The 19,514-nt window shown below is 68.6% G+C and carries 17 protein-coding genes and 1 pseudogene; 14 read left to right on the top strand and 4 right to left on the bottom strand.

Annotated features, from left to right (window positions below; all coding sequences use genetic code 11):
• Nucleotides 1-46: 46 nt before the first annotated feature.
• Nucleotides 47-565: a hypothetical protein gene (locus tag DES41_RS19340; protein WP_114469287.1), complete on the bottom strand. Its 519-nt coding sequence runs from the start codon at nucleotides 563-565 to the stop codon at nucleotides 47-49.
• Between the two features lie 314 nt (nucleotides 566-879).
• Between DES41_RS19340 and DES41_RS19335 the strand changes: the two genes are divergently transcribed.
• The 4 genes and pseudogenes from DES41_RS19335 to DES41_RS19320 all read left to right on the top strand — a co-directional run bounded on the left by DES41_RS19335 (nucleotide 880) and on the right by DES41_RS19320 (nucleotide 4,423).
• Nucleotides 880-2,883 (top strand): S9 family peptidase, encoded by a 2,004-nt coding sequence (locus DES41_RS19335; protein WP_170168227.1) that lies wholly within the window; start codon nucleotides 880-882, stop codon nucleotides 2,881-2,883.
• Between the two features lie 212 nt (nucleotides 2,884-3,095).
• Nucleotides 3,096-3,603, top strand: a pseudogene (locus tag DES41_RS19330) (PLP-dependent transferase); the annotation flags it as partial.
• A 134-nt stretch (nucleotides 3,604-3,737) separates the two neighbouring features.
• The gene (locus DES41_RS19325) at nucleotides 3,738-4,019 is read left to right on the top strand and encodes an AbrB/MazE/SpoVT family DNA-binding domain-containing protein (protein ID WP_114469285.1); all 282 of its coding nucleotides are present in this window, start codon (nucleotides 3,738-3,740) and stop codon (nucleotides 4,017-4,019) included.
• Nucleotides 4,019-4,423, top strand: coding sequence for a type II toxin-antitoxin system VapC family toxin (locus tag DES41_RS19320; protein WP_114469284.1), 405 nt, complete (start codon nucleotides 4,019-4,021; stop codon nucleotides 4,421-4,423). Before DES41_RS19325 ends, DES41_RS19320 begins: the two co-directional genes overlap by 1 nt.
• Before the next feature lie 115 nt (nucleotides 4,424-4,538).
• Here the strand turns inward: DES41_RS19320 and DES41_RS19315 are convergent, their stop codons facing one another.
• Entirely contained in the window at nucleotides 4,539-5,381 is an 843-nt protein-coding gene (locus DES41_RS19315) for a PA4780 family RIO1-like protein kinase (protein ID WP_114469283.1), read from the bottom strand.
• Between the two features lie 257 nt (nucleotides 5,382-5,638).
• Complete coding sequence (locus DES41_RS19310) at nucleotides 5,639-6,304, bottom strand: TetR/AcrR family transcriptional regulator (protein ID WP_170168226.1); 666 nt, start codon at nucleotides 6,302-6,304, stop codon at nucleotides 5,639-5,641.
• Between the two features lie 195 nt (nucleotides 6,305-6,499).
• Here DES41_RS19310 and DES41_RS19305 point away from each other — a divergent pair, with 195 nt between their 5' ends.
• The 3 genes from DES41_RS19305 to DES41_RS19295 all read left to right on the top strand — a co-directional run bounded on the left by DES41_RS19305 (nucleotide 6,500) and on the right by DES41_RS19295 (nucleotide 10,215).
• Entirely contained in the window at nucleotides 6,500-7,420 is a 921-nt protein-coding gene (locus DES41_RS19305; RefSeq protein ID WP_114469281.1) for an aminotransferase class IV, read from the top strand.
• A 300-nt stretch (nucleotides 7,421-7,720) separates the two neighbouring features.
• A complete protein-coding gene (locus tag DES41_RS19300; RefSeq protein ID WP_114469280.1) occupies nucleotides 7,721-9,409 on the top strand; it encodes a flavin monoamine oxidase family protein in 1,689 nt (562 codons plus the stop codon).
• Nucleotides 9,406-10,215 carry a carbon-nitrogen hydrolase family protein gene (locus tag DES41_RS19295; RefSeq protein WP_211333009.1) on the top strand — a complete coding sequence of 270 codons (810 nt, stop codon included), beginning with the start codon at nucleotides 9,406-9,408 and terminating at the stop codon, nucleotides 10,213-10,215. Before DES41_RS19300 ends, DES41_RS19295 begins: the two co-directional genes overlap by 4 nt.
• On the opposite strand, the gene DES41_RS19290 is transcribed toward DES41_RS19295, so the two are convergent.
• The gene (locus tag DES41_RS19290) at nucleotides 10,193-11,080 is read right to left on the bottom strand and encodes an AraC family transcriptional regulator (protein WP_114469279.1); all 888 of its coding nucleotides are present in this window, start codon (nucleotides 11,078-11,080) and stop codon (nucleotides 10,193-10,195) included. The two genes, DES41_RS19295 and DES41_RS19290, sit on opposite strands and share 23 nt — an antisense overlap.
• 132 nt (nucleotides 11,081-11,212) lie before the next feature.
• On the opposite strand from DES41_RS19290, the gene DES41_RS19285 reads away from it, so the two are divergent.
• From DES41_RS19285 to DES41_RS19255, 7 genes are read left to right on the top strand one after another with little or no spacing between them, the layout of a single operon-like run.
• Entirely contained in the window at nucleotides 11,213-11,962 is a 750-nt protein-coding gene (locus tag DES41_RS19285) for a RidA family protein (protein WP_245965776.1), read from the top strand.
• Nucleotides 11,959-13,404 carry an amidase gene (locus tag DES41_RS19280; RefSeq protein WP_114469277.1) on the top strand — a complete coding sequence of 482 codons (1,446 nt, stop codon included), beginning with the start codon at nucleotides 11,959-11,961 and terminating at the stop codon, nucleotides 13,402-13,404. The genes DES41_RS19285 and DES41_RS19280 overlap by 4 nt, the downstream gene beginning before the upstream one ends.
• A gap of 54 nt (nucleotides 13,405-13,458) precedes the next feature.
• On the top strand, nucleotides 13,459-15,051 hold the full coding sequence (locus DES41_RS19275) for an ABC transporter substrate-binding protein (RefSeq protein ID WP_114469276.1): 1,593 nt from the start codon (nucleotides 13,459-13,461) through the stop codon (nucleotides 15,049-15,051).
• Between the two features lie 40 nt (nucleotides 15,052-15,091).
• Nucleotides 15,092-16,033: an ABC transporter permease gene (locus tag DES41_RS19270; RefSeq protein WP_114469275.1), complete on the top strand. Its 942-nt coding sequence runs from the start codon at nucleotides 15,092-15,094 to the stop codon at nucleotides 16,031-16,033.
• A 25-nt stretch (nucleotides 16,034-16,058) separates the two neighbouring features.
• Nucleotides 16,059-16,949, top strand: a complete 891-nt coding sequence (locus DES41_RS19265; protein ID WP_114469274.1) for an ABC transporter permease — start codon at nucleotides 16,059-16,061, stop codon at nucleotides 16,947-16,949.
• Between the two features lie 4 nt (nucleotides 16,950-16,953).
• Nucleotides 16,954-18,621, top strand: a complete 1,668-nt coding sequence (locus DES41_RS19260; protein ID WP_114469273.1) for an ABC transporter ATP-binding protein — start codon at nucleotides 16,954-16,956, stop codon at nucleotides 18,619-18,621.
• On the top strand, nucleotides 18,618-19,388 hold the full coding sequence (locus DES41_RS19255) for a class II aldolase/adducin family protein (RefSeq protein ID WP_114469272.1): 771 nt from the start codon (nucleotides 18,618-18,620) through the stop codon (nucleotides 19,386-19,388). Before DES41_RS19260 ends, DES41_RS19255 begins: the two co-directional genes overlap by 4 nt.
• The last annotated feature ends 126 nt before the right edge of the window (nucleotides 19,389-19,514 follow it).

The raw sequence follows: 19,514 nt of genomic DNA, 5'->3' as shown, positions 1-19,514 counted from the left end.
CCGGCACCGCGCTCCTGCCTTCGCGGCCTCTTTCATGCGCGTGCGCTCAGCGGCGATCGCGGAAATGTGCCGGGTCCATCCCCGTGTGCGCGCGGCGCACCACACCTTGCCCGTCCAGATACACCGAATAGACCTGATCGACACCGCCACCCCGCCAGCGGTAGGTGAGGATCGGTCCGTTCCAGGACGCCACGTGGCCGACCGAGGCCGGAGGGCCGAACTCGCGTTCGACGTCTGCGCGCGTCCAATCGCCGGCGGTGCCGATGCGGCCGAGGTCGGTCTCGTTCAGCACCTGGCGGGACTGGACCACACGCCCGTCCGGCGCCAGATCGACCATGACCGCTTGCTGCCCTGCGGGCTGGGAGGAGTACTGCAGGCGCTCGCCGCCCATGGGCAGTGCAACGCTGCGGGTTGGCGAGCCGAGGCGTGACACGACGTCGCCGCGTGACATGCCCGGCTGCACACCGCCTGCACAGGCGAGCAGCGCGGCGGTAGCCCCTGTGGCGAGCGCTGCGCGGATCAGCCGCTGGAACAGGCGCGCGCGGCGCACACGCAAGAGTTTCATGAAGACCTGCCGGTTGTTGTTGCGCTGCCATGGTGTCTCACCCGACGGGTGAGGCGCAGGATGGATCGCAGAAGTCCTCCCGGCAAGCCGGGTTCCCGGAAATTGCCGCGTTCACAGCCCGGGCCTCTCGACAAGGGCCGAGATGTGCCCGGCAATCTGCCCGGGCAGTGCTCCCTGCTTCGCGGGACGGAGCAACTGCTGCAACTTGTGCGGCTCCCCGCTTGCGATGGCCCGGCCCGAAAGCCCGTCCGCGCACGCGGGCCGGGAACGCCGAATGCCCGGGTGGGGGCCTACCAGCTCTTGCTTTGCACCGCATGTCGACACAACCGTTCGCGGTCCCTGACCTGTTCCTGAACCACCACGTGACGGAGATCCAGTGCTCGGCCGCGACAGCCGCATGCACCGTCAAATCCGTCGATGTTGAACAGGACCAGCATGTCTCGTGCATCTGGACTTTTGCGCTGGACGGATCGGCTGCCAGGCAACTCACGCGCGGGCCCGGGCAGGACAGCGCGCCCCGGTGGTCGCCCGACGGCACACAGCTCGCCTTCATCTCCACCCGGACCGGCACCTCCCAGGTGTTCGTCATCGACCCTGCCGGGGGCGAAGCCCGCCAGGTCGGGACGTTCCCCCAGGGCATCTCCGATCTGCGGTGGTTTCCGTCGGGCACGGCTCTGCTCGTCTGCGCTGCTGTAGAGGTGGACCCGGACCTCCGCGGAGCGCGTGCGCTCGGGCGCAAGCCGACCCAGAAGAAGTGCCGGCCAGAGCTGGCATGGCGGCTGCCGTACAAGGAAGACGGCGTCGGCTTCCTTCTCCAGCGGGAGTTCCACCTGTTCCGGCTCGCGCTGGACTGCGGCGAACGCAGCCAGCTGACCGATGGCGCCTTCGACGTGCTGGCATTCGACGTGTCGGCCGACGGCAGCCAGATCGCCTACGCGCGGACGAGGGAAGGCCGATTCGCGCACTGCAACGACCTGTGGGTCTGCGCTGCCGACGGAGGCCGGCCCCGGCGCTTGACCGCCCACCACGCCATCGTCATGCAGCCGCACTGGTCGCCCGACGGCCGCAGCATCGCCTTCACCGGTGCCACGGATGAAGGGGATGCGGAGCCAGTGCTGTGGCTGTTCGATGTAGACAGCGCCGTGGCCAGGCCGCTGTGCCAAGAGACCGTCGATGTGGCCGATCCGGTGTCCATGTGCTGGGACGACGATGGCGCGAGCCTGGTGTTCAGCCGGGCGCACAGGGGCTGCCACCAGATCGCGGCGCTTCGCGTGCAGGATCAGTCGGTGACCGTGATGGCAGGCGGCGACCGGCAGCTGAGTGCGTTCTGCGCGACACCATCGCACCTGGTCTATGCCGTTGACCACCCGTCGCAGCCCAGCGAGGTCTGGGTGATGCCACGGTCGGGCGCAGCGGCGGTCCAGAACGAACGGCAACTCAGCCGGCTCAACCCATGGTGGGATGCACGCGACCCGATCGAGACGAGCTCCATCTCGTTCGAGGTGCCAGACGGCCGAGGCGGCAAGGAGACGGTGCAGGGGTGGCTGCTGCGGCGGCGCGGCAGCACCGGCCCCCAACCGCTGCTCTGCGACATCCATGGCGGCCCGGCCAGCTACGCACTGCTGGACTTCGATACCAATGTGTACTGGCACACCCTGTGCGCAGCGGGATGGTCGGTGCTGGCGCTGAATGCAGTCGGCTCGGCCAGCTTCGGCCGGGAATTCTGCAAGCGTCTGGCGGGCCGTTGGGGTGAACTGGATCTGCCCCAGTACCTGGCTGCGATCGGGCAATTGCGCGAGCAGGGCCTGTGCGATGAACGCGTGGCTGTCTCGGGCAAATCGTATGGCGGCTTTCTGAGCGCCTATGCGACGGGCAACAGCGGGGTGTTCCAGGCGGCGGTGGTCATGGCGCCGGTCGGCAACATCGAAACCCACTACGGCACCTCCGATGGCGGCTACTACGCCGATCCCTTCTACATGGGGAGCCAGCCCGTGTTCGACCGGGAACTGGCGCGCAAGCTGTCGCCGCTGCAGCACATCGAGAAGTCGTCCACGCCCACACTGTTCATGCAGGGCAAGGAAGACGAACGCTGCCCCAAGTGCCAGTCCGAGGAGCTGTTCGTCAGCCTGGCCCGGGCCAGCGAAGTGCCGACCGAACTGGTGCTCTACCCGGGCGAAACCCACGGCTTCCTGGCCAGCGGCGCGCCGTCTTGCCGCGAAGACGCGGCGCTGCGCATCGTGGACTGGCTCGAGCGCCATGTGCGGCACCGGTACATCGACCCGGCCACGCGGGCGCAGCCGCTCGCGACGACCGCGTGAGACGATGCCCTGCCGCCTGCGGCCGGAGCGAAAGTCGATCGGCACGGTGGACCCACAGCCGCTGCCGTGCGTCCACCAAGGCCCGCGATGGGTCGCGATAGGACAGTCCCTGGCCGAACGCATTGGCTCGCGATCGGCATGTTGTTCGGCGGCCTGCAAATCCACACACGGCGCCAGCCAAGGTCGCGGCTTGGCTATACGTTGCTTGCAGGCGCCGTGTGGACGCCACGCTGTTGCAGCCCCTGCGGATCACGCTCGAATACCTATCGCCCTCGCGAGACCACCTCGCCGCGAAGATCCGGCCCAACACCAAGCTGGTGTACCTGGAGTCGCCCAGCTCGCTGCTCCACGAGGTGCTGGACCCTGCCTGCGCTGGCGGTCGTGGCGCGCGCACGGCATCCCCGTGTCGGCCGACAACACCTGGAGCGGCGGCTGCTCGGATGTGATGCAGGGCATCGTCGTGGCCGACACGCCGGCCCTGGCCACCAAGCCCACCACCGCCTACGGGACCCTGGGCCTGACCATCGGTGCCGACGACGCTTACCTGGCCTTGTGCGGCTTGCGCACGCTGCCCGTGCGCCTGGCGCAGAACCGCCCCATGCGACCGAGGTCGCGCAGTGGCTGCAGCGCCGGCCGCAGGTGGGCCGTGTGTTCTACCCCGCGCTGGCGGACGACCCGGGCCACGCGCTGTGGCAGCGCGACTTCAGCGGGGCGAGCGGGCAAGCGGTGGCGGTGTAGGGAAGGCCGAGGGTCAAACGGACAGCACGCGCCTGTCGGCAGCGGCCCCGGCCAAAGCACGTGTTGCCTCTACAACAGCGCATCGGTAAGATGACCGCCTTACCAGGGGCATCAGCATGGCCAACACGACGTCCACGACGCACATCTCGAGCAAGGGGCAGGTCATCATCCCCAAAGCGCTGCGGGACGCCAAACGCTGGCCGGCGGGCACGGCCTTGGTGGCAGAGCAGACGGATGAAGGCATCTTGCTGCGGCCGGCCTCAGCGCAGCACAAGCAGGATGCCAGTACAACGCTGCGGAGCATCCAGGAACGTATCGGCTATCAGGGCAAGGCCGTGAGCGCCGCGGAAATGAAGCAGGCGATTGCCGACGAAGCAGAGCGGCGCGGCGGACGCTGATGGCCAGACCGCGCGTCTGGCTGGATACCAACGTGGTCGTCCGCCTTCTGGTGGGGGACGACCGCGCCCAATTGGCGCGGGCGATGAAGCTGCTGAACACCCACACATGCACCGTCTCGGCAGCGGTGCTCATGGAATGCGAATGTGTGCTGCGCGGCTTCTTCAAGCTTGATGTTCAGACGATCGCGTTGAGTCTGCAAGAGTTCCTGTCGATCGACCACGTGGCTGCTGAACATCCGACGCAGGTGCAGGCGATCCTGGCGGCATATGCAGCAGGTCTCGATTTCGCTGACGCAGTGCATGCTTACCAGCGCCCGGAAGACGAGTCCTTGGTCACCTTCGACAAGCAGTTTGTTCGCCGAGCAGCCAACGTTGGCGTCCGCGGCGTGCGTGTGCCCGGTTAGCACGCACGGCAAGCATCGTTGATCACACGACGCGACCCGAGCCACAGGCAGTAGCCCATGGCAGACCGTCATCGCGACGGGCTGAAGCCATGTTCACCAATGCCCGTGGCTCTGGCTAGCGCCCCATCCGCAGCTGCCGCGCCGCCTCCTCGTCCCGCGCCGCATCGATCTCGCGCAGCACGCCTCCCATGTCCACCGCCGCAGTGCTCTGCACGAACCGCCCCGTCAGCGGGCTGTCCACCTGCAGCAGCCCCGCCTGGTACAGGCCCCAGATCTCCGGCCCATAGGCCGTGGCCCGCAGTTCCGGTGCGAACTGGCCGAAGAAGTCCGCCAGGTTGCGCACGTCGCGCAGCAGCATGCGTTGCGCATGGTTGTTGCCCGCCGCATCCACGGCCTGCGGCAGGTCGATGACGACGGGGCCGTCTGCGGCCAGCAGGATGTTGAACTCCGACAGGTCGCCGTGCACGACGCCTGCGCACAGCATGCGCACGACCTCCGTCACCAGCGTGGCGTGGTGGCGGCGCGCATCCTCGGGCGTGAAGGCCACGTCGTTCAGCCGCGGCGCGGCGTCGCCTGCAGCGTCGGTGACCAGCTCCATCAGCAGCACGCCCTCGAAGAAGTTGTAGGGCTTGGGCACGCGCACGCCGGCATCGGCCAGCCGGTACAGGGCATCCACCTCGGCGCTTTGCCAGGCGGCCTCCTGCGCCTGCCGGCCGAACTTGGTGCCCTTGGCCATGGCGCGGGCCTGGCGCGAGTTCTTCACCTTGCGGTTCTCGGTGTAGTCCACCGCCTGGCGGAAACTGCGCTGGGTGGCCTCCTTGTAGACCTTGGCACAGTGCGTGTGGTCGCCGCTGCGTACCACGAAGACCATGGCTTCCTTGCCGCTCATGAGCTGGCGCACCACGGTGTCGATCAAGCCTTCTTCGATGAGCGATTGCAGGCGGGCGGGCGGTTTCATGGGGCAGTCGGAAGCGGAGCGGCCCCGACTCTAACCGGCCGGCCCTGGCCGGCGTGCGCGTGGCCGGCCGCGGCATGCGGCTTCTACACCGCGGCCAACAGGCGAATCCCCGTCGTGCCTTCGTGTTCCAGCTGCGCCACCAGGCCCAGCTCCCAGTCCAGGTCGTGCTGGAATCCCAGTGGTCGCCGTCGCCGGTCAGCACGCCGTCTGCGCCCTGCGCCACGGGCCGGCCGCATTGAGGTCGCCAGCCCGCGCGTCTACACGCGTGGGAGACGTCTCAGCATTCGGCTCCGCGATTCGAGCCCCCGGACCACCACATCCACCCACGCCTCGAAACCGCTGTCGAGCGGCTGCTCGCTGCCGTTCGACCAGCGCAACATGAACGCACGGTCGCGCAAGCTCCCGACGTGCCGCGCCAGGCGCGGATGGCGCACCGGATCGATCGCGTCGATGTGCCCCCGGCAGGCCGCCTGCCATTCGGCCGACGAGCCGGCAGGCGCTGTCGACAGCTCCAGCGTGGCGAATCCGCACATCGCAGCGATGACGACGTTGAAAGCATCGACCAGCGCGGCCCCTTCGAAGCCCGCATCTTCGAGCGCCGCCAGCACGTGGTCGAGCAAAAGGGCATCGAAGTTGGCGTTGGTCGCAAGTTCACTCGCCACCGCAGGCGCCAGGAACGGGTGGGCCCGCAACGCCGCCCGAAACCCGCGGATCACCGCAGCCAGCCGAAGCTGCCAGGTGCCTTGCGGCAGGTGCGCGGCCACACCGTCCAGAGCCAGTGCAATGGCGCCCGCCACCAGGGCATCGCGGCTTGGCACATGCCAATAGATCGCGGCCGGATACACGCCCAGCGTCGTCGCGAGCGCACGGATGTTGAAGGTCGCCAGGCCCTTCTCGTCGATCAGTGCCAGCGCTGCCTGCACGATCCGCTCGCGTCCGAGGGCCGAGGCGGCTTCAGCGGCCGACCGGGGCTTGCGTGGCCGGCCAGGACGCGCTGGCGCTGGCGCTGTCTTCCTGTCCGCGGAACGCGTGGGTGTCATGGGCCGATTCTAGGAACACTTGTTCAGTGTTCAATTTTTATTGAACGCCGTACAATTTATGCCGAAGGAGACCGCACCATGCCCGTTCCACCATCCCCGCCCGTGAACCAGTTCGAAGGCGGCAGCGTCTTCCTCGACGGCGCTTTCGCGCCCTTGTCGGAGGCCAAGATCTCGATGTTCGACTGGGGGTTCACCCGTTCGGACGTGACCTACGACGTCGCGACGGCCTGGCAGGGCAGCTTCTTCCGGCTGGACGCGCACATGGACCGCTTCTTCCGCAGCCTGCAGAAGATGCACCTGGCGATTCCCTACAGCCGCGCCGAACTGCGCGAGATCCTGCATGGCTGTGTGCGTGCCGGCGGCCTGCAGGACGCCTATGTCGCCATGGTCTGCACACGCGGTGTGCCGCCCAGGGGCGCGCGCGATCCCCGCCAGGCGCAGAACCGCTTCTACGCCTATGCGCTGCCGTACGTCTGGATTGCCTCGCGCGAGAAGCAGTTGGCCGGCATCGACCTGCATGTCAGCGAACGCATCCGCATTGCGCCCGAATCGGTGGATCCGACGGTCAAGAACTACCACTGGATGGACCTCGTGCAGTCGATGTTCGATGCCTACGACCGCGGCCGCGACACCAGCTGCGTGGTCGACGCACAAGGCCACATCATGGAGGGCCCCGGCTTCAACGTGTTCGCGGTGAAGGATGGAGTTGTGCACACGGCCGATCGCGGCGTGCTGGAAGGCATCTCGCGTCGCACAGCCCTCGAACTCTGCGCGCATTTCGGCATTCCGGTGCGCGTGGCGCCGCTGCCCGTCGCCCGGCTCCGCGAAGCGGACGAGGTCTTCCTCACCTCCAGCGGCGGCGGCGTGCTGCCGATCGCCAAGCTCGATGGCGTGCCACTGAAGGCATTTCCCGGCCCGGTGACGACGCGCCTGCACGACGGCTACTGGGCCCTGCACGACGATCCGGCCTATCGGGACCCCGTGTCCTACGCGCCCTGATCCGGTCGAAGCAGACGGGTGCCTCTCAGGGCAGCGGTGTCGTGCACGGCATCTTCAGGCCCATGCAGTCATGCAACGGCACGCCTGGCCCGGGCAATCAAAACCTTGGGCCCGTTCGAGCCCATCTCCGGTCAGTCCGGTCCATAGACTGAGCCCCGTCCATCCCCTGCGCAAGCTCGTCGCCTTTCGAGGCGCCGCACGCGCTCCAACCGCCTTGGCTTGTGGCTTGGACCGGTCGAACGGGCAAGACGTACCTTCCTGAGCGACCGAAACGCCGTCCCTTTGGAAGACTCCTCGACCATGTCCCTTTCCGCCACGGCCACGGCAACGCATGCCGGTCGCCCTCCTGTCACCGTCTTCGGACCCGACTTTCCCTTCGCGTTCGATGCGTGGATCAGCCACCCTGCAGGACTGGGGGAGCTGCCGCCGCAACGGCATGGTGCCGAGGTCGCCATCGTGGGCGCCGGCATGGCGGGCATGGTGGCGGCCTATGAGCTGATGAAGCTCGGGCTCAAGCCGGTGGTCTACGAGGCGTCGAAGCTGGGCGGCCGCCTGCGCTCGCAGGCCTTCGAAGGCGGCCAGGGCGTTGTTGCCGAGCTTGGGGGAATGCGCTTCCCGGTCTCCGGCACGACCTTCTACAAGTACGTCGACGCGCTGGGTCTGGAGACGCGGCCGTTCCCCAATCCCCTCACGCCGGCATCCGGCAGCACTGTGGTGGATCTCGAGGGCTTGACGCACTATGCAGAGAAGCTGTCGGACCTGCCGCCGATGTTCAGGCAGGTGGCCGATGCATGGCGAGAGGCACTCGAGGATGGTGCGCAGTTCAGCGCGGTCCAGGAAGCGATCCGCCAGCGCGACGTGTCGACGCTGAAGACGCTGTGGAATCGGCTGGTCCCCTTGTGGGACGACCGCACCTTCTACGACTTCGTGGCCACCTCCAAGGCATTCGCCAAGCTGTCGTTCCAGCACCGCGAAGTGTTCGGCCAGGTTGGATTCGGCACCGGCGGCTGGGACTCCGATTTCCCCAACTCGATGCTGGAGATCCTGCGCGTGGTGATGACCAACTGCGACGACGCGCAGCGGCTGATCGTCGGCGGCGTGGAGCAGGTACCGCTCGGCCTGTGGCGCCACGCGCCCAGCCAATGCGTCCACTGGCCGGCGGGCACCAGCCTGGCCAGCCTGCACGGCGGCGCCCCTCGGGCCGGCGTGGCCGCCATTCGCCGGCAGCAGGACGGCCGCCTGGCAGTGATCGACCGCTGGGGCGGACAGCAGTCGTATGCCGCGGTGCTGGCCACCTGCCAGAGCTGGCTGCTGACCACGCAGATCGATTGCGACGAATCCCTGTTCTCGCACAAGATGTGGATGGCGCTGGACCGCACGCGCTACATGCAGTCGAGCAAGACCTTCGTCATGGTCGACCGACCCTTCTGGAAGGACAAGGATCCTGCGACCGGCCGCGATGTGATGAGCATGACGCTCACCGACCGGCTCACGCGCGGCACCTACCTTTTCGACAACGGCCCGGACAAGCCCGGCGTCATCTGCCTGTCCTATGCGTGGATGGGCGATGCGCTGAAGATGCTGCCGCAGTCGCCCGAGAAGCGCGTCAAGCTCGCGCTCGGCGCCTTGAAGAAGATCTATCCGAACGTCGATATCGCCAGCCACATCGTCGGCGACCCGATCACGGTCTCGTGGGAGTCCGATCCGCATTTCCTTGGCGCGTTCAAGGGCGCGCTGCCCGGCCACTACCGCTACAACCAGCGCATGTTCGCGCACTTCGTGCAGGACGACATGCCGGCCGCGGAGCGTGGCATCTTCATCGCAGGCGACGACGTGTCCTGGACGCCGGCATGGGTGGAAGGCGCGGTGCAGACCTCGCTCAACGCGGTGTGGGGCATCCTGCGGCACTTCGGCGGGCGCACCCACAGCGCCAACCCTGGCCCCGGCGACGTGTTCGGCGCCATCGGGCCGATGGTGCTGCCGGAATGAACGAGCTGCGCCTGGCCTTGCTGCAGTGCACATCTGCGCCGGGCGATGTCGCGCGGAACCTCCAACGGCTGGACCGCGCATGCCAGCACGCGGCGGCCGCAGGAACGCACTTGCTCGTCACGCCGGAGATGTTCCTGACGGGCTACAACATTGGTGGCGCAGCCGCCGCCGCTCTCGCCGAAGCGCCTGGCGGCGGCCGCACAGCGGCAGTGGGTGCCTTGGCAAGGCGGCACGGCATCGCGATCGTGTTCGGCCACCCCGAGCGCGACGAACGTGGCGGGATCGGCAACATGGCCGTCTGCGTCGACCGCGACGGCCGCGTCGTGGGTCGCCACCAGAAGACGCAGCTGTTCGGCGAACTCGACCGCAGCATGTTCACCGCAGGCGGGGGAGACACGCTGCCGTTCGCGCTGCATGGCTGGATGGTCGGCATGCTGGTCTGCTACGACGTGGAGTTTCCAGAGAATGCGCGCCGCCTCGCGCTGCAGCACGCCGACCTGGTCGTCGTTCCGACGGCGAACATGGAAGGCTACGACTTCGTGGCGCAGCACCTGGTGCCGACCCGCGCGTACGAGAACCAGCTCTTCGTCGCCTATGCGAACTTCTGCGGGCAGGAGGCTGGCATCGCCTACAACGGGCTGAGCTGTGTGGCCGCGCCCGATGGCGCCGTGCTTGCGCAAGCCGATCGCCAGCCGTCCCTGCTGTTCGCGCGGTTGCAGCGCAGCATGTTGGCCGCTGCCCGGGAGCGCCTCGGGCATCTCAGCCAGGTCCGCGCGCAGCGGCTCAGCCCGGACGCCCCGCACTGACGGTGCGCCGCGGTGACGCCTTGCGCACCTCGGACGGCGAGCAGCCATCGACGCGGCGCATGGCATGGCTCAGCGCAGTGCCGCTGTCGAAACCGACCCGGAACGCGACCTCGCCGATCGGCAGATCGGTGCCACCCAGCAGCTCGCGTGCCGTCTGCAGCCGTACACGCTGCTGGAACTCGCCCACGGAGAGACCGGTCGCCCTGCGGAACAGGCGCGTGATGTGGCGCCGCGATGCGCCGAAGCGCTCGCCCAGCGCGTCGAGCGGGATGTCTTCGTCGGCGTGCCGTGCGATGTAGTTCTTGAGCTCGGCGACGAGCGCCATGCCGTGCTCAGCCCGGGAGACGGCCGACAACACCGGCCCCGCCATGACCTCCGCGATGCATTGGATGAGCAGTGCGACCGCCAGGGAGCGCGTGATCCCGGCGTGGCCATAGCCGCCGTGTTCGGCGCCGGTGGCAAGTGCCTGGAGCGCGCGGACGCGCGGCGTGCGCTGCACCAGAACGGCGGCGCGCGTGCGGCGGTGAAACTCGCGCAGGGAGCCGAGCTCGCTGTCGAGCCGGCTCAGCATCGATTCCGTCGCGTAGAGCGCGACATGGTGGGCCCCTGCTCCGGCCCGCGTCATGTGCGCCCGGTTCGCCGGCACGACGGCAAAGCGGTCGTGCGTCAGCCAGGTCCCTTGGCGGCGATCCTCGTGCTGCAGCTCCACCGCGCCACAGCTCGGCAGGATCAACATCACGCAGTCGTGCCAGTGCCAGGGCTGGGCGTACGCACCGCTGTTGGCCTGCGCGGCATGGCCATCGTCGGCGGCGATCTGCCAACCTTCAACCGTCTCCTGGCAGAGCTGTTCAAACGATCGCAGCATGGTCGGGCAGGTGCTTGGGCTTGTGGGATGCGATGCGCTGCAAGGTGCACGCGTGGCGCGCAATTATGGGACGGCGTGGCCGTCCGCATGCGGCAGTCTGCAGCACCGCGGCCATGCTTTCAAGGCAGGCGCATGGCAGCGGCGCACCGTGTCGCAGAAGGGTTCGCGCGGTGTCGCGTTTCGGTTGGTCTGGCGCGCGACGCGCTCCTAGCATGGGCGCAGATTCATGTTCATGGAACCCATGCCGTCGCTCCCACTCCTCTGGTCTCCAGGCCATCACGCGCCGGCCTGCCAATCGCCCGCCCTGTCCTGCACGAGGAGCGCCGCGGGCGGTCCCCGCAACGCCTGCCGCAGGATGCTCGCGCCATGAACGCGGCGACACCCGAACAGCGCCTGGAGGCCGCTGGCCACCGCTTGCCCGCCACACCGCAGCCGCGGGGCCACTACGCGCCCTTCTATCTGCGACCTGTGGCGGATGGCAGCAGCCAGCTCGCCATCAGCGGCCAGACCTGCCGCATCGACGGCGTGGCCATGGAGGGCAGCTGCGAGCCAGGGCAGGCGCTGGAACCCGCCCGGGCCGCAGCGCAAGTCGCGATGCTGAATGTGCTGGCCGCTGTGGCCGCCGCATGCGGTGGTGCGTTGCCCTCTCATCTCGACGTGTGCCGCCTGCGCGGCTTCGTGCGGAGCAGTGCCGACTTCACGGCCCACAGCGCCGTACTCGATGCGGCCTCTGACGTGCTGTGTGCCGCCTGGCCCGAAGCACCGAGGCCCGCGCGAACCGCAGTCGGTGTGGCAAGCCTGCCAGACCGCGCCTTCATCGAAATCGAACTGGACGCCGTGTTGCCTCAACTGGCCGGCCATGACCCCAAGGTGCACGCATGAACACCCACGAGTACGAGAAGCTCGACGGCCTCGCGCTGGCCGACCTGCTCCATCGCCGCGAGGTCACGCCCGCCGAGCTCATGGACTGCGCGATCGCGCTGGCACAGGCGCGCAATCCGGCGCTCAACGCCATCACCTATCCGCGCTACGAGGAATCGCGCGGCATCGCGGCCGACTGGGCGCTGCGCGGCCCGTTCGGCGGCATCCCGTTCCTGCTGAAGGATTCCGGCCTTGCCCATCGGCGCTTCCCGTCCAGCGTCGGGGCGCGGCTGCTCAACGACACGGCCTACGACTACAACGCCACGGTGGCAGACCGCTTCGAAGCGGCCGGACTGATCCCCTTCGCGCGCACCACCGTGCCGGAGCTGTGCATGGCCGGCACCACCGAGGCGCTGCGCAACGGCGGTGCCACGCCGAACCCCTGGGACCGCGCACGCTCGGCCGGCGGCTCCAGCGGCGGCGCGGCATCGGCGGTGGCTGCGCGCATCGTGCCCGTGGCGCATGGCAGCGATGGCGGTGGTTCGATCCGCATCCCGGCCGCGTGCTGCGGCGTGTTCGGCCTGAAGGCTTCGCGCGGACGCGTCACGGCCGGCCCGAAGCGCGGCGAAGGCTGGGCCGGCATGGCCACGGACGGCGTGCTCAGCATGAGCGTGCGCGACACGGCGGCAGCGCTCGACGCGATCGCGGGCTATGCGCCGGGCGCGCCGTACGCCGCGCCCCCGCAGGCGGGCTCGTACCTGGATGCGGTGCGCGCGTCCGATGTGCGTCCGCTGCGCGTCGGCATCTTGCGCCAGGGTTGGAACGGCATCGGCATCGCGCCGGAATGCCATGCCGCGGTGGACCACACGGCTGCGCTGCTGCGTTCCGTGGGCCACGAGGTGTTCGAGGCCACGCTGCCGGACATCGACTACGACGCCTTCGTCCATGCGCACGGCAGCATCCTGGCCGCCAACGTCGTGGTGGCGGTCGACGCACGCCTCAAGGCGCTGGCCCGGCCGCTGCGGGACGACGACCTCGAGTCGGTGCTGCTCGACGGCTACCACGTCGGCCGCGGCTTGTCCGCCGCGGCGTATGTGGAAGCAGTGACCTGCCTGCATGCCGTGGGCCGCGCCTTCGCGGCCGCCATGGCCGACCTGGATGTGCTGCTCACGCCCACGCTGTCGCAGCTGCCGGCCAAGCTCGGCCACCTGGCGCTGCACTCGCCGGACGGGCTTGGCTTTCGCGCCTACCGCACGCGTGCCGCCAGCTACTCCACCTTCCTGCCGGTGGTCAACGGCGCCGGCCTGCCGGCCGTCAGCCTGCCGCTCTCGGCGACCGCCCAAGGCCTGCCCGTGGCAACCCAGTTGATCGGGCATTTCGGCCGTGAGGACGTGCTGCTCACGCTGTCCGCCCAGCTCGAGCGTCTGGCGCCCTGGTCTGGCAGGAAGCCCCTGTTCGCGTGAACGGGCGCGATGCCCGCGCTGCCTTGTCTCCACTTTTCAAATGAAGGAACCGGTATGAGAAACCTGACGACCAAGCTGGCCCCCACGCTGCTTGCTGCCGCCGCTGTCGTCGCCAGTGCGATGGTGCCGTGCGCCACCGCACATGCGCAGTCGACGGTCAAGATCGTGTTCCAGGCGCCCTTGCGTGTGCTGGACCCGGTCTTCACCAACGCCTACATCACGCGCAACCATGCCTATCTGGTGTACGAGACCTTGTTCGCACTCGACGCCGCCGGCAAGCCGCAGCCCGCGATGGTGGAGAGCTGGAAGGAGTCGCCGGACAAACTCAGCGTCACGCTGACCTTGCGCAAGGGCCTGAAATTCCACGATGGCACGCCCGTGACCGGCGAGGACGTGGTGGCCTCGCTCAAGCGCTGGTCCGATCGCGATGCCGTGGGCCAGCGCATGATGGCCGCCACCGCGAAGATCGAAAGCCCGGATGCCGCCACCGTGGTGATCCAGCTCAAGCAGCCGTTCGGACTGCTGTTCGAGGCCCTGGCCAAGCCCAACCTGCCGGCGCCGTTCATCATGCCCAAGCGCATCGCGGCGACGCCGGTCTCGCAGGCCATCACCGAGGTGGTGGGCTCGGGGCCTTACCGCTTCGTCGCCGCCAACTTCCAGCCCGGCGTGAAGGCCTCGTATGTGAAGTTCGCCGACTACCTGCCGCGCGCCGAGCCGTCCAGTGCGTTTGCGGGCGGCAAGCTGGCCATCGCCGACCGCATCGAACTGGTCAACATCCCCGATTCGCAGACGGCGATCAACGCGTTGCGCAATGGCGAGGTCGACTTCGTCGAGGACGTGCCGCCCGATCTCATGCCGCAGCTCGAAGGTGCCAAGAACGTCGCCCTCAAGCCCTACGGCAAGAGCACCAACATGTTCACGATGAAGATGAACTGGCTGCAGCCGCCATTCAACAACGTGAAGGTGCGCCGCGCCGCGCTGGCGGCGCTCAACCAGACCGACTACCTCGACGCGCAGATCGGCGACGCCAAGCTCTACCAGTTGTGCGGGGCCGTGTTGTCGTGTGCATCGCCGTACGCGTCCGAGGAAGGCGCCACGCAGACGAAGAAGCCCGACATGGCACGCGCCAAGGCACTGCTCAAGGAGAGCGGCTACGACGGCGCCAAGGTCGTGATCCTGCACCCGACGGACCTGGCGACCCTGGGGGCCCTGGCGTCGGTCACGGCGCAGGCCCTGAAGGAGATCGGCATGAACGTGGAGATCCAGTCGATGGACTGGGCCACGCTGCTGTCGCGCTACTCCAAGAAGGACCCCGTCGCGCAAGGCGGCTGGAGCATCTTCCAGACCGGCTTCGCCAGCCTCGACCTGATGAGCCCGCTGACCAACCCGAACCTGGACGGGCGCGGCGAGACCGGTTACGTGGGCTGGGCCAAGAGCGAGGAGACGGAGAAGCTGCGCGGCCAGTTCGCCGAAGAGAGCGACGTGGCCAAGAAGAAGCAGATCGCCATCGCGATCCAGAAGCTCAACTACGAGCAGGTGCTGTTCGTTCCGCTCGGCAGCTACTCCAAGTTCAAGGCCTACAACCCGGCCAAGCTGGAAGGCATGACCGAGGCGCTGGTTCCGTTGTTCTGGTCCGGCAAGAAGTAACGGCACCGGTCGCGGTCAACCCACCAGGGCGAGGAAACGCATGCTCGAACTTGTACTCAAACGCCTGCTCGCCGCCATCCCGGTGATGCTGATCGTGGCCACCGTCGTGTTCCTGCTGTTGCGGCTGGCGCCGGGCGACCCCGCCCGTGTCATGGCCGGTGACATGGCGAGCGAGGAGACCATCGCCGCGATCCGCGCGGAGATGGGGCTCGACCAGTCCATCGCCACGCAGTACCTGCGCTGGATGGGTGCGCTCGCCCAGGGCGACCTCGGCCACTCCATCCAGTCGAAGCTGCCGGTCACCGAGCTGATCAAGACGCGGCTGGGACCCACGTTCGCACTGGCCGCCTGGGCCATCGGCCTGACCATCGCGCTGGCCATTCCGCTCGGCGTGCTGGCCGCCTGGCGCCACCGCAGCCTGGCCGACCGCGGCATCATGGCCGTGGCGGTGCTGGGCTTCTCGGTGCCGGTGTTCGTGGTGGGCTATGTGCTCATCCTGGTGTTCTCGGTCAAGCTGAACTGGCTGCCGGTGCAGGGCTACGCGCCGCTGGCCGACGGGCTGGCCGCGCACGCTGCGCACATGCTGCTGCCCACGCTGACGCTGTCCATGGTGTTCGTGGCCCTGATCACGCGCATCACACGCGCCAGCCTGCTCGACGTGCTGGGCGAGGACTTCGTGCGCACCGCACGCGCCAAGGGCGTGACCGAGCGCTACGTGCTGTTCCGCCACGCACTGCGCAATGCGGCGATCCCGATCGTCACCATCGTCGGGGTGGCGCTCACCGCGCTGATCAGCGGCGTGGTGGTGACCGAGACCATCTTCAACATCGCCGGCGTCGGTCGCCTGATCGTCGACGCGGTACTGGCGCGCGATTACCCCGTCGTGCAGGGAACGATCCTGTTCTTCTCGTTCATCTATGTCCTGGTCAACCTGCTGATCGACATGAGCTACGTGCTGCTCGATCCACGGATCCGTTACTGAGCCGCGCCCGCCCCGGAGCCCTTCCATGCCATCGTCCATCGCCCCCTCCCTCCCGCTCGCCGCGCCGCCCTCGCGGCTTCGGCAAGGCGCCAGCGCCGTGCTCCAGGACCCCGTCATGCTGGGCTCCCTGGTGCTGCTGCTGGTACTGGTCGCCATCTCGGTCGGCGCGCCGCTGCTGGCCCAGCACGACCCGGCGGCACTCACGCCGCGCGCTCGGCTGCAGCCCTCCTCCCCGGTCTACTGGCTGGGAACGGACTCGCTCGGGCGCGACCTGCTGTCCCGCGTGCTCTACGGCGGGCGCCTGTCGATCACGCTGGCGGCGCTGGTCAGCCTGATCTCGGTGATCGTGGGCCTGGCCATCGGCCTGGCCGCGGGCTACTTTCGCAAGCTGGACGCGCCGGTCATGCGCGTGATGGATGGCGTGATGGCCATTCCCGGCCTGCTGCTGGCCGTGGCCATGGTCTCGCTCGGCGGGGCCAACATCGCCACGATGGTGATCGCCATCGCAATCCCGGAGGTCCCGCGCATCGCGCGGCTGGTGCGCGGGGTGGTGCTGTCGGTGCGCGAAGCGCCCTACGTGGAGGCGTCCGTCGGCTCCGGCACGCCGACGCTGAAGGTGCTGTGGCGCCACATCATGCCCAGCACCATCAACCCGCTGGTGGTGCAGGCCACCTTCGTCTGCGCGGCCGCCATCCTGACCGAAGCCGTGCTCGGCTTCCTGGGCCTGGGCTTCCCGCCCGAGATTCCGAGCCTGGGAACCATCATCTCCGAGGGCCGCCCGTTCTTCCAGCGCGCCCCGTGGATCGTGCTGTGCCCTGGCATCTTCCTCGCGCTGCTGATCCTCGCCGTCAACATGTTCGGCGACGCGCTGCGCGACCGGCTCGATCCGCGCTTCTCGCGCAAGAACAAGGTCTGATGCCATGAACGCGACCACCCGCCCCGCCTCCACCGGCCCCATCCTCGACATCCGCCACCTGAAGGTGCGGCTGCCCGGCGGCGGCGACCGCCGCTATGCCGTCGACGATGTCTCGCTGACCGTCGCGGCGCGCGAGATCGTCTGCATCGTCGGCGAATCCGGCTCTGGCAAGTCGGTCACGTCGAGCGCCATCATGGGCTTGCTGCCCAAGGGCGTGCTGACGCTGGAAAGCGGCCAGATCCTGCTGGCCGGCCGCGACATCACGCATGCCGGCCTCGACACGCTTCAGAAGCTGCGCGGCGACCGCATGGCCATGGTCTTCCAGGAGCCGATGACCGCGCTCAACCCGCTGATGCGCGTGGGCGAGCAGATCGCCGAGGTCTTCGAGTTCCATGGCAAGGCGCTCGAGCGCGACGCCGTGCGCCAACGGGTGCTGGCCCTGCTGGGCGATGTGCGGCTGCCGCATCCGGAGACGCTGCAGCACGCCTACCCGCACCAGTTGTCCGGCGGCCAGCGCCAGCGCGTGATGATCGCCATGGCCCTGGCGATGGAGCCCGGCCTCATCATTGCCGACGAGCCCACCACGGCGCTGGACGTGACCTCGCAGGCCCAGGTGCTGCGCCTGCTCAACGAGCTGCGTGGGCGCCATGACAACGGCGTGCTGTTCATCACGCACGACTTCGACGTGGTGGCCGAGATCGCCGACCGCGTGGTGGTCATGCAGTCGGGCCGCATCGTCGAGCAGGGCACGGCGGCCGAGGTGCTGCACCATCCGCAGCACCCCTACACGCGGCAGCTTCTCGACGCGCGCCCGCGTGGCGACTTTCGTGCCGTGGCGCTGCAGACGGCCGCGGCCCCGGCGCTCGAGGTGCGCGATCTCGGCATGCGCTTTGAAACCAAGTCGATCTTCCAGTCCAAGCGCCGCCGCGTCGATGCGCTGGCGGGGGTTTCCCTCCAACTGGCGCGCGGCGAGACGCTGGGCATCGTCGGTGAATCGGGTTCGGGCAAGACCACGCTGGGCCGCTGCCTGGCGCGCTTCGCCGTGCCGACCTCGGGCGACATCCTGATCGACGGCGCGCCGGTCGGCGGATTGACCGGCGCCGCTGCGCGCAGCTACTGCAAGCGGGTACAAATGGTGTTCCAGGATCCGTTCCGCTCGTTCAACCCGCGCCGCAGGATCGGCCTCACGCTGGCCGAAGGGCCGCTGAATTTCGGTGCCGACGCAGCCGAGGTGCGCACCCGGATGCTGAAGATGCTGGAACTGGTCAGCATGGATCCCGGTGCGCTCGACCGCTTCCCGCACGAGTTCTCGGGCGGCCAGCGCCAGCGCCTGTCGATCGCACGCGCGCTGATGATGGAGCCCGAGATCCTGATCGCCGACGAGGCCGTCTCCGCGCTCGACGTCTCTGTGCAGGCGCAGATCCTCGACCTGCTGGAGTCGATCCGCGAGCGGCTCGGCGTGAGCATGGTCTTCATCACGCACGACCTGCGCGTGGCGGCGCGCCTGTGCCACCGCATCGCCGTGATGCAGCGCGGCCAGGTGGTCGAGATCGGCCCGGCGCAGGACGTGTTCCTGCGGCCCGCCAGTGCTTATGCGCGCGAGCTGGTCGCCGCCATTCCCGGCCAGGCCGCGGCGCACGCTGCCGCGGCCCAGAGCCCTTTCACCGCATGAGCCAGCGCCACATCTACCCGCAGGTGCGGGAAAGCGTCAGCGACGCGGAATGGACGCAGCGCGTCCACCTGGCAGGCTGCTACCGCCTGCTCGCGCACTACCGCATGACCGACCTGATCTACACCCACGTCTCGGCACGGGTGCCCGGCACGGCGGGCGAATTCCTGATCAATCCCTACGGCCTGATGTTCGACGAGATCAGCGCCTCCAACCTGGTGAAGGTCGACCATGAAGGCCGGGCCCTGCTGGACCCCACCGGCCTGGGGTGCAACCCAGCAGGGTTCGTGATCCACAGCTGCATCCATCGCGCCCGCGCCGACCTGCACTGCGTGATCCACACGCACACGGCAGCCGGCATCGGCGTGGCGGCCCAGGAGCAAGGCCTGCGCATGCTGTCGCAGCACGCGATGCGCTTCCATGGCGCGCTTTCTTACCACGACTACGAGGGCGTTGCGCTGGACGCCGACGAACAGCCGCGCCTGGTGCGCGACCTGGGGCCGTTGAACAAGGCGATGGTGCTGCGCAACCACGGCCTGCTGACGGCGGGCGAGACCGTGCGCGCGGCCTTCGACCTGATGTTCTACCTGGAGCGCGCCTGCCAGGCCCAGATCGCGGCACTGGCGGGCGGCGCCGCGGTACGGGAATGCAGCGAGGCGGTGGCCGCCAAGGTCGCCCGGCAGTTCTGCGAGCCCGACGGGAGCGAGCTGCACGACTGGCCTGCACTGATGCGCATGCTCGACAGGCTGGGACAGGCTTACAGCGACTGAAGGACCGCCCTGCGCACCCTTTCGGGGTGGGCCGGGATTTGCGGCGGGCCCGAACGCGCGATCCGTGTGCGCCTGCGAGGCCTCTGCAGGCGCACGGTGTAAGCTTCACCGTGGCTGCAAGCGGCA

Origin of the sequence: Pseudorhodoferax soli (assembly GCF_003337555.1) — a bacterium.
Lineage (GTDB): Bacteria > Pseudomonadota > Gammaproteobacteria > Burkholderiales > Burkholderiaceae_C > Pseudorhodoferax > Pseudorhodoferax soli.
The sequence above is the reverse complement of the archived record's forward strand: the minus strand, read 5'-3'. Positions and strand labels throughout refer to the sequence as shown.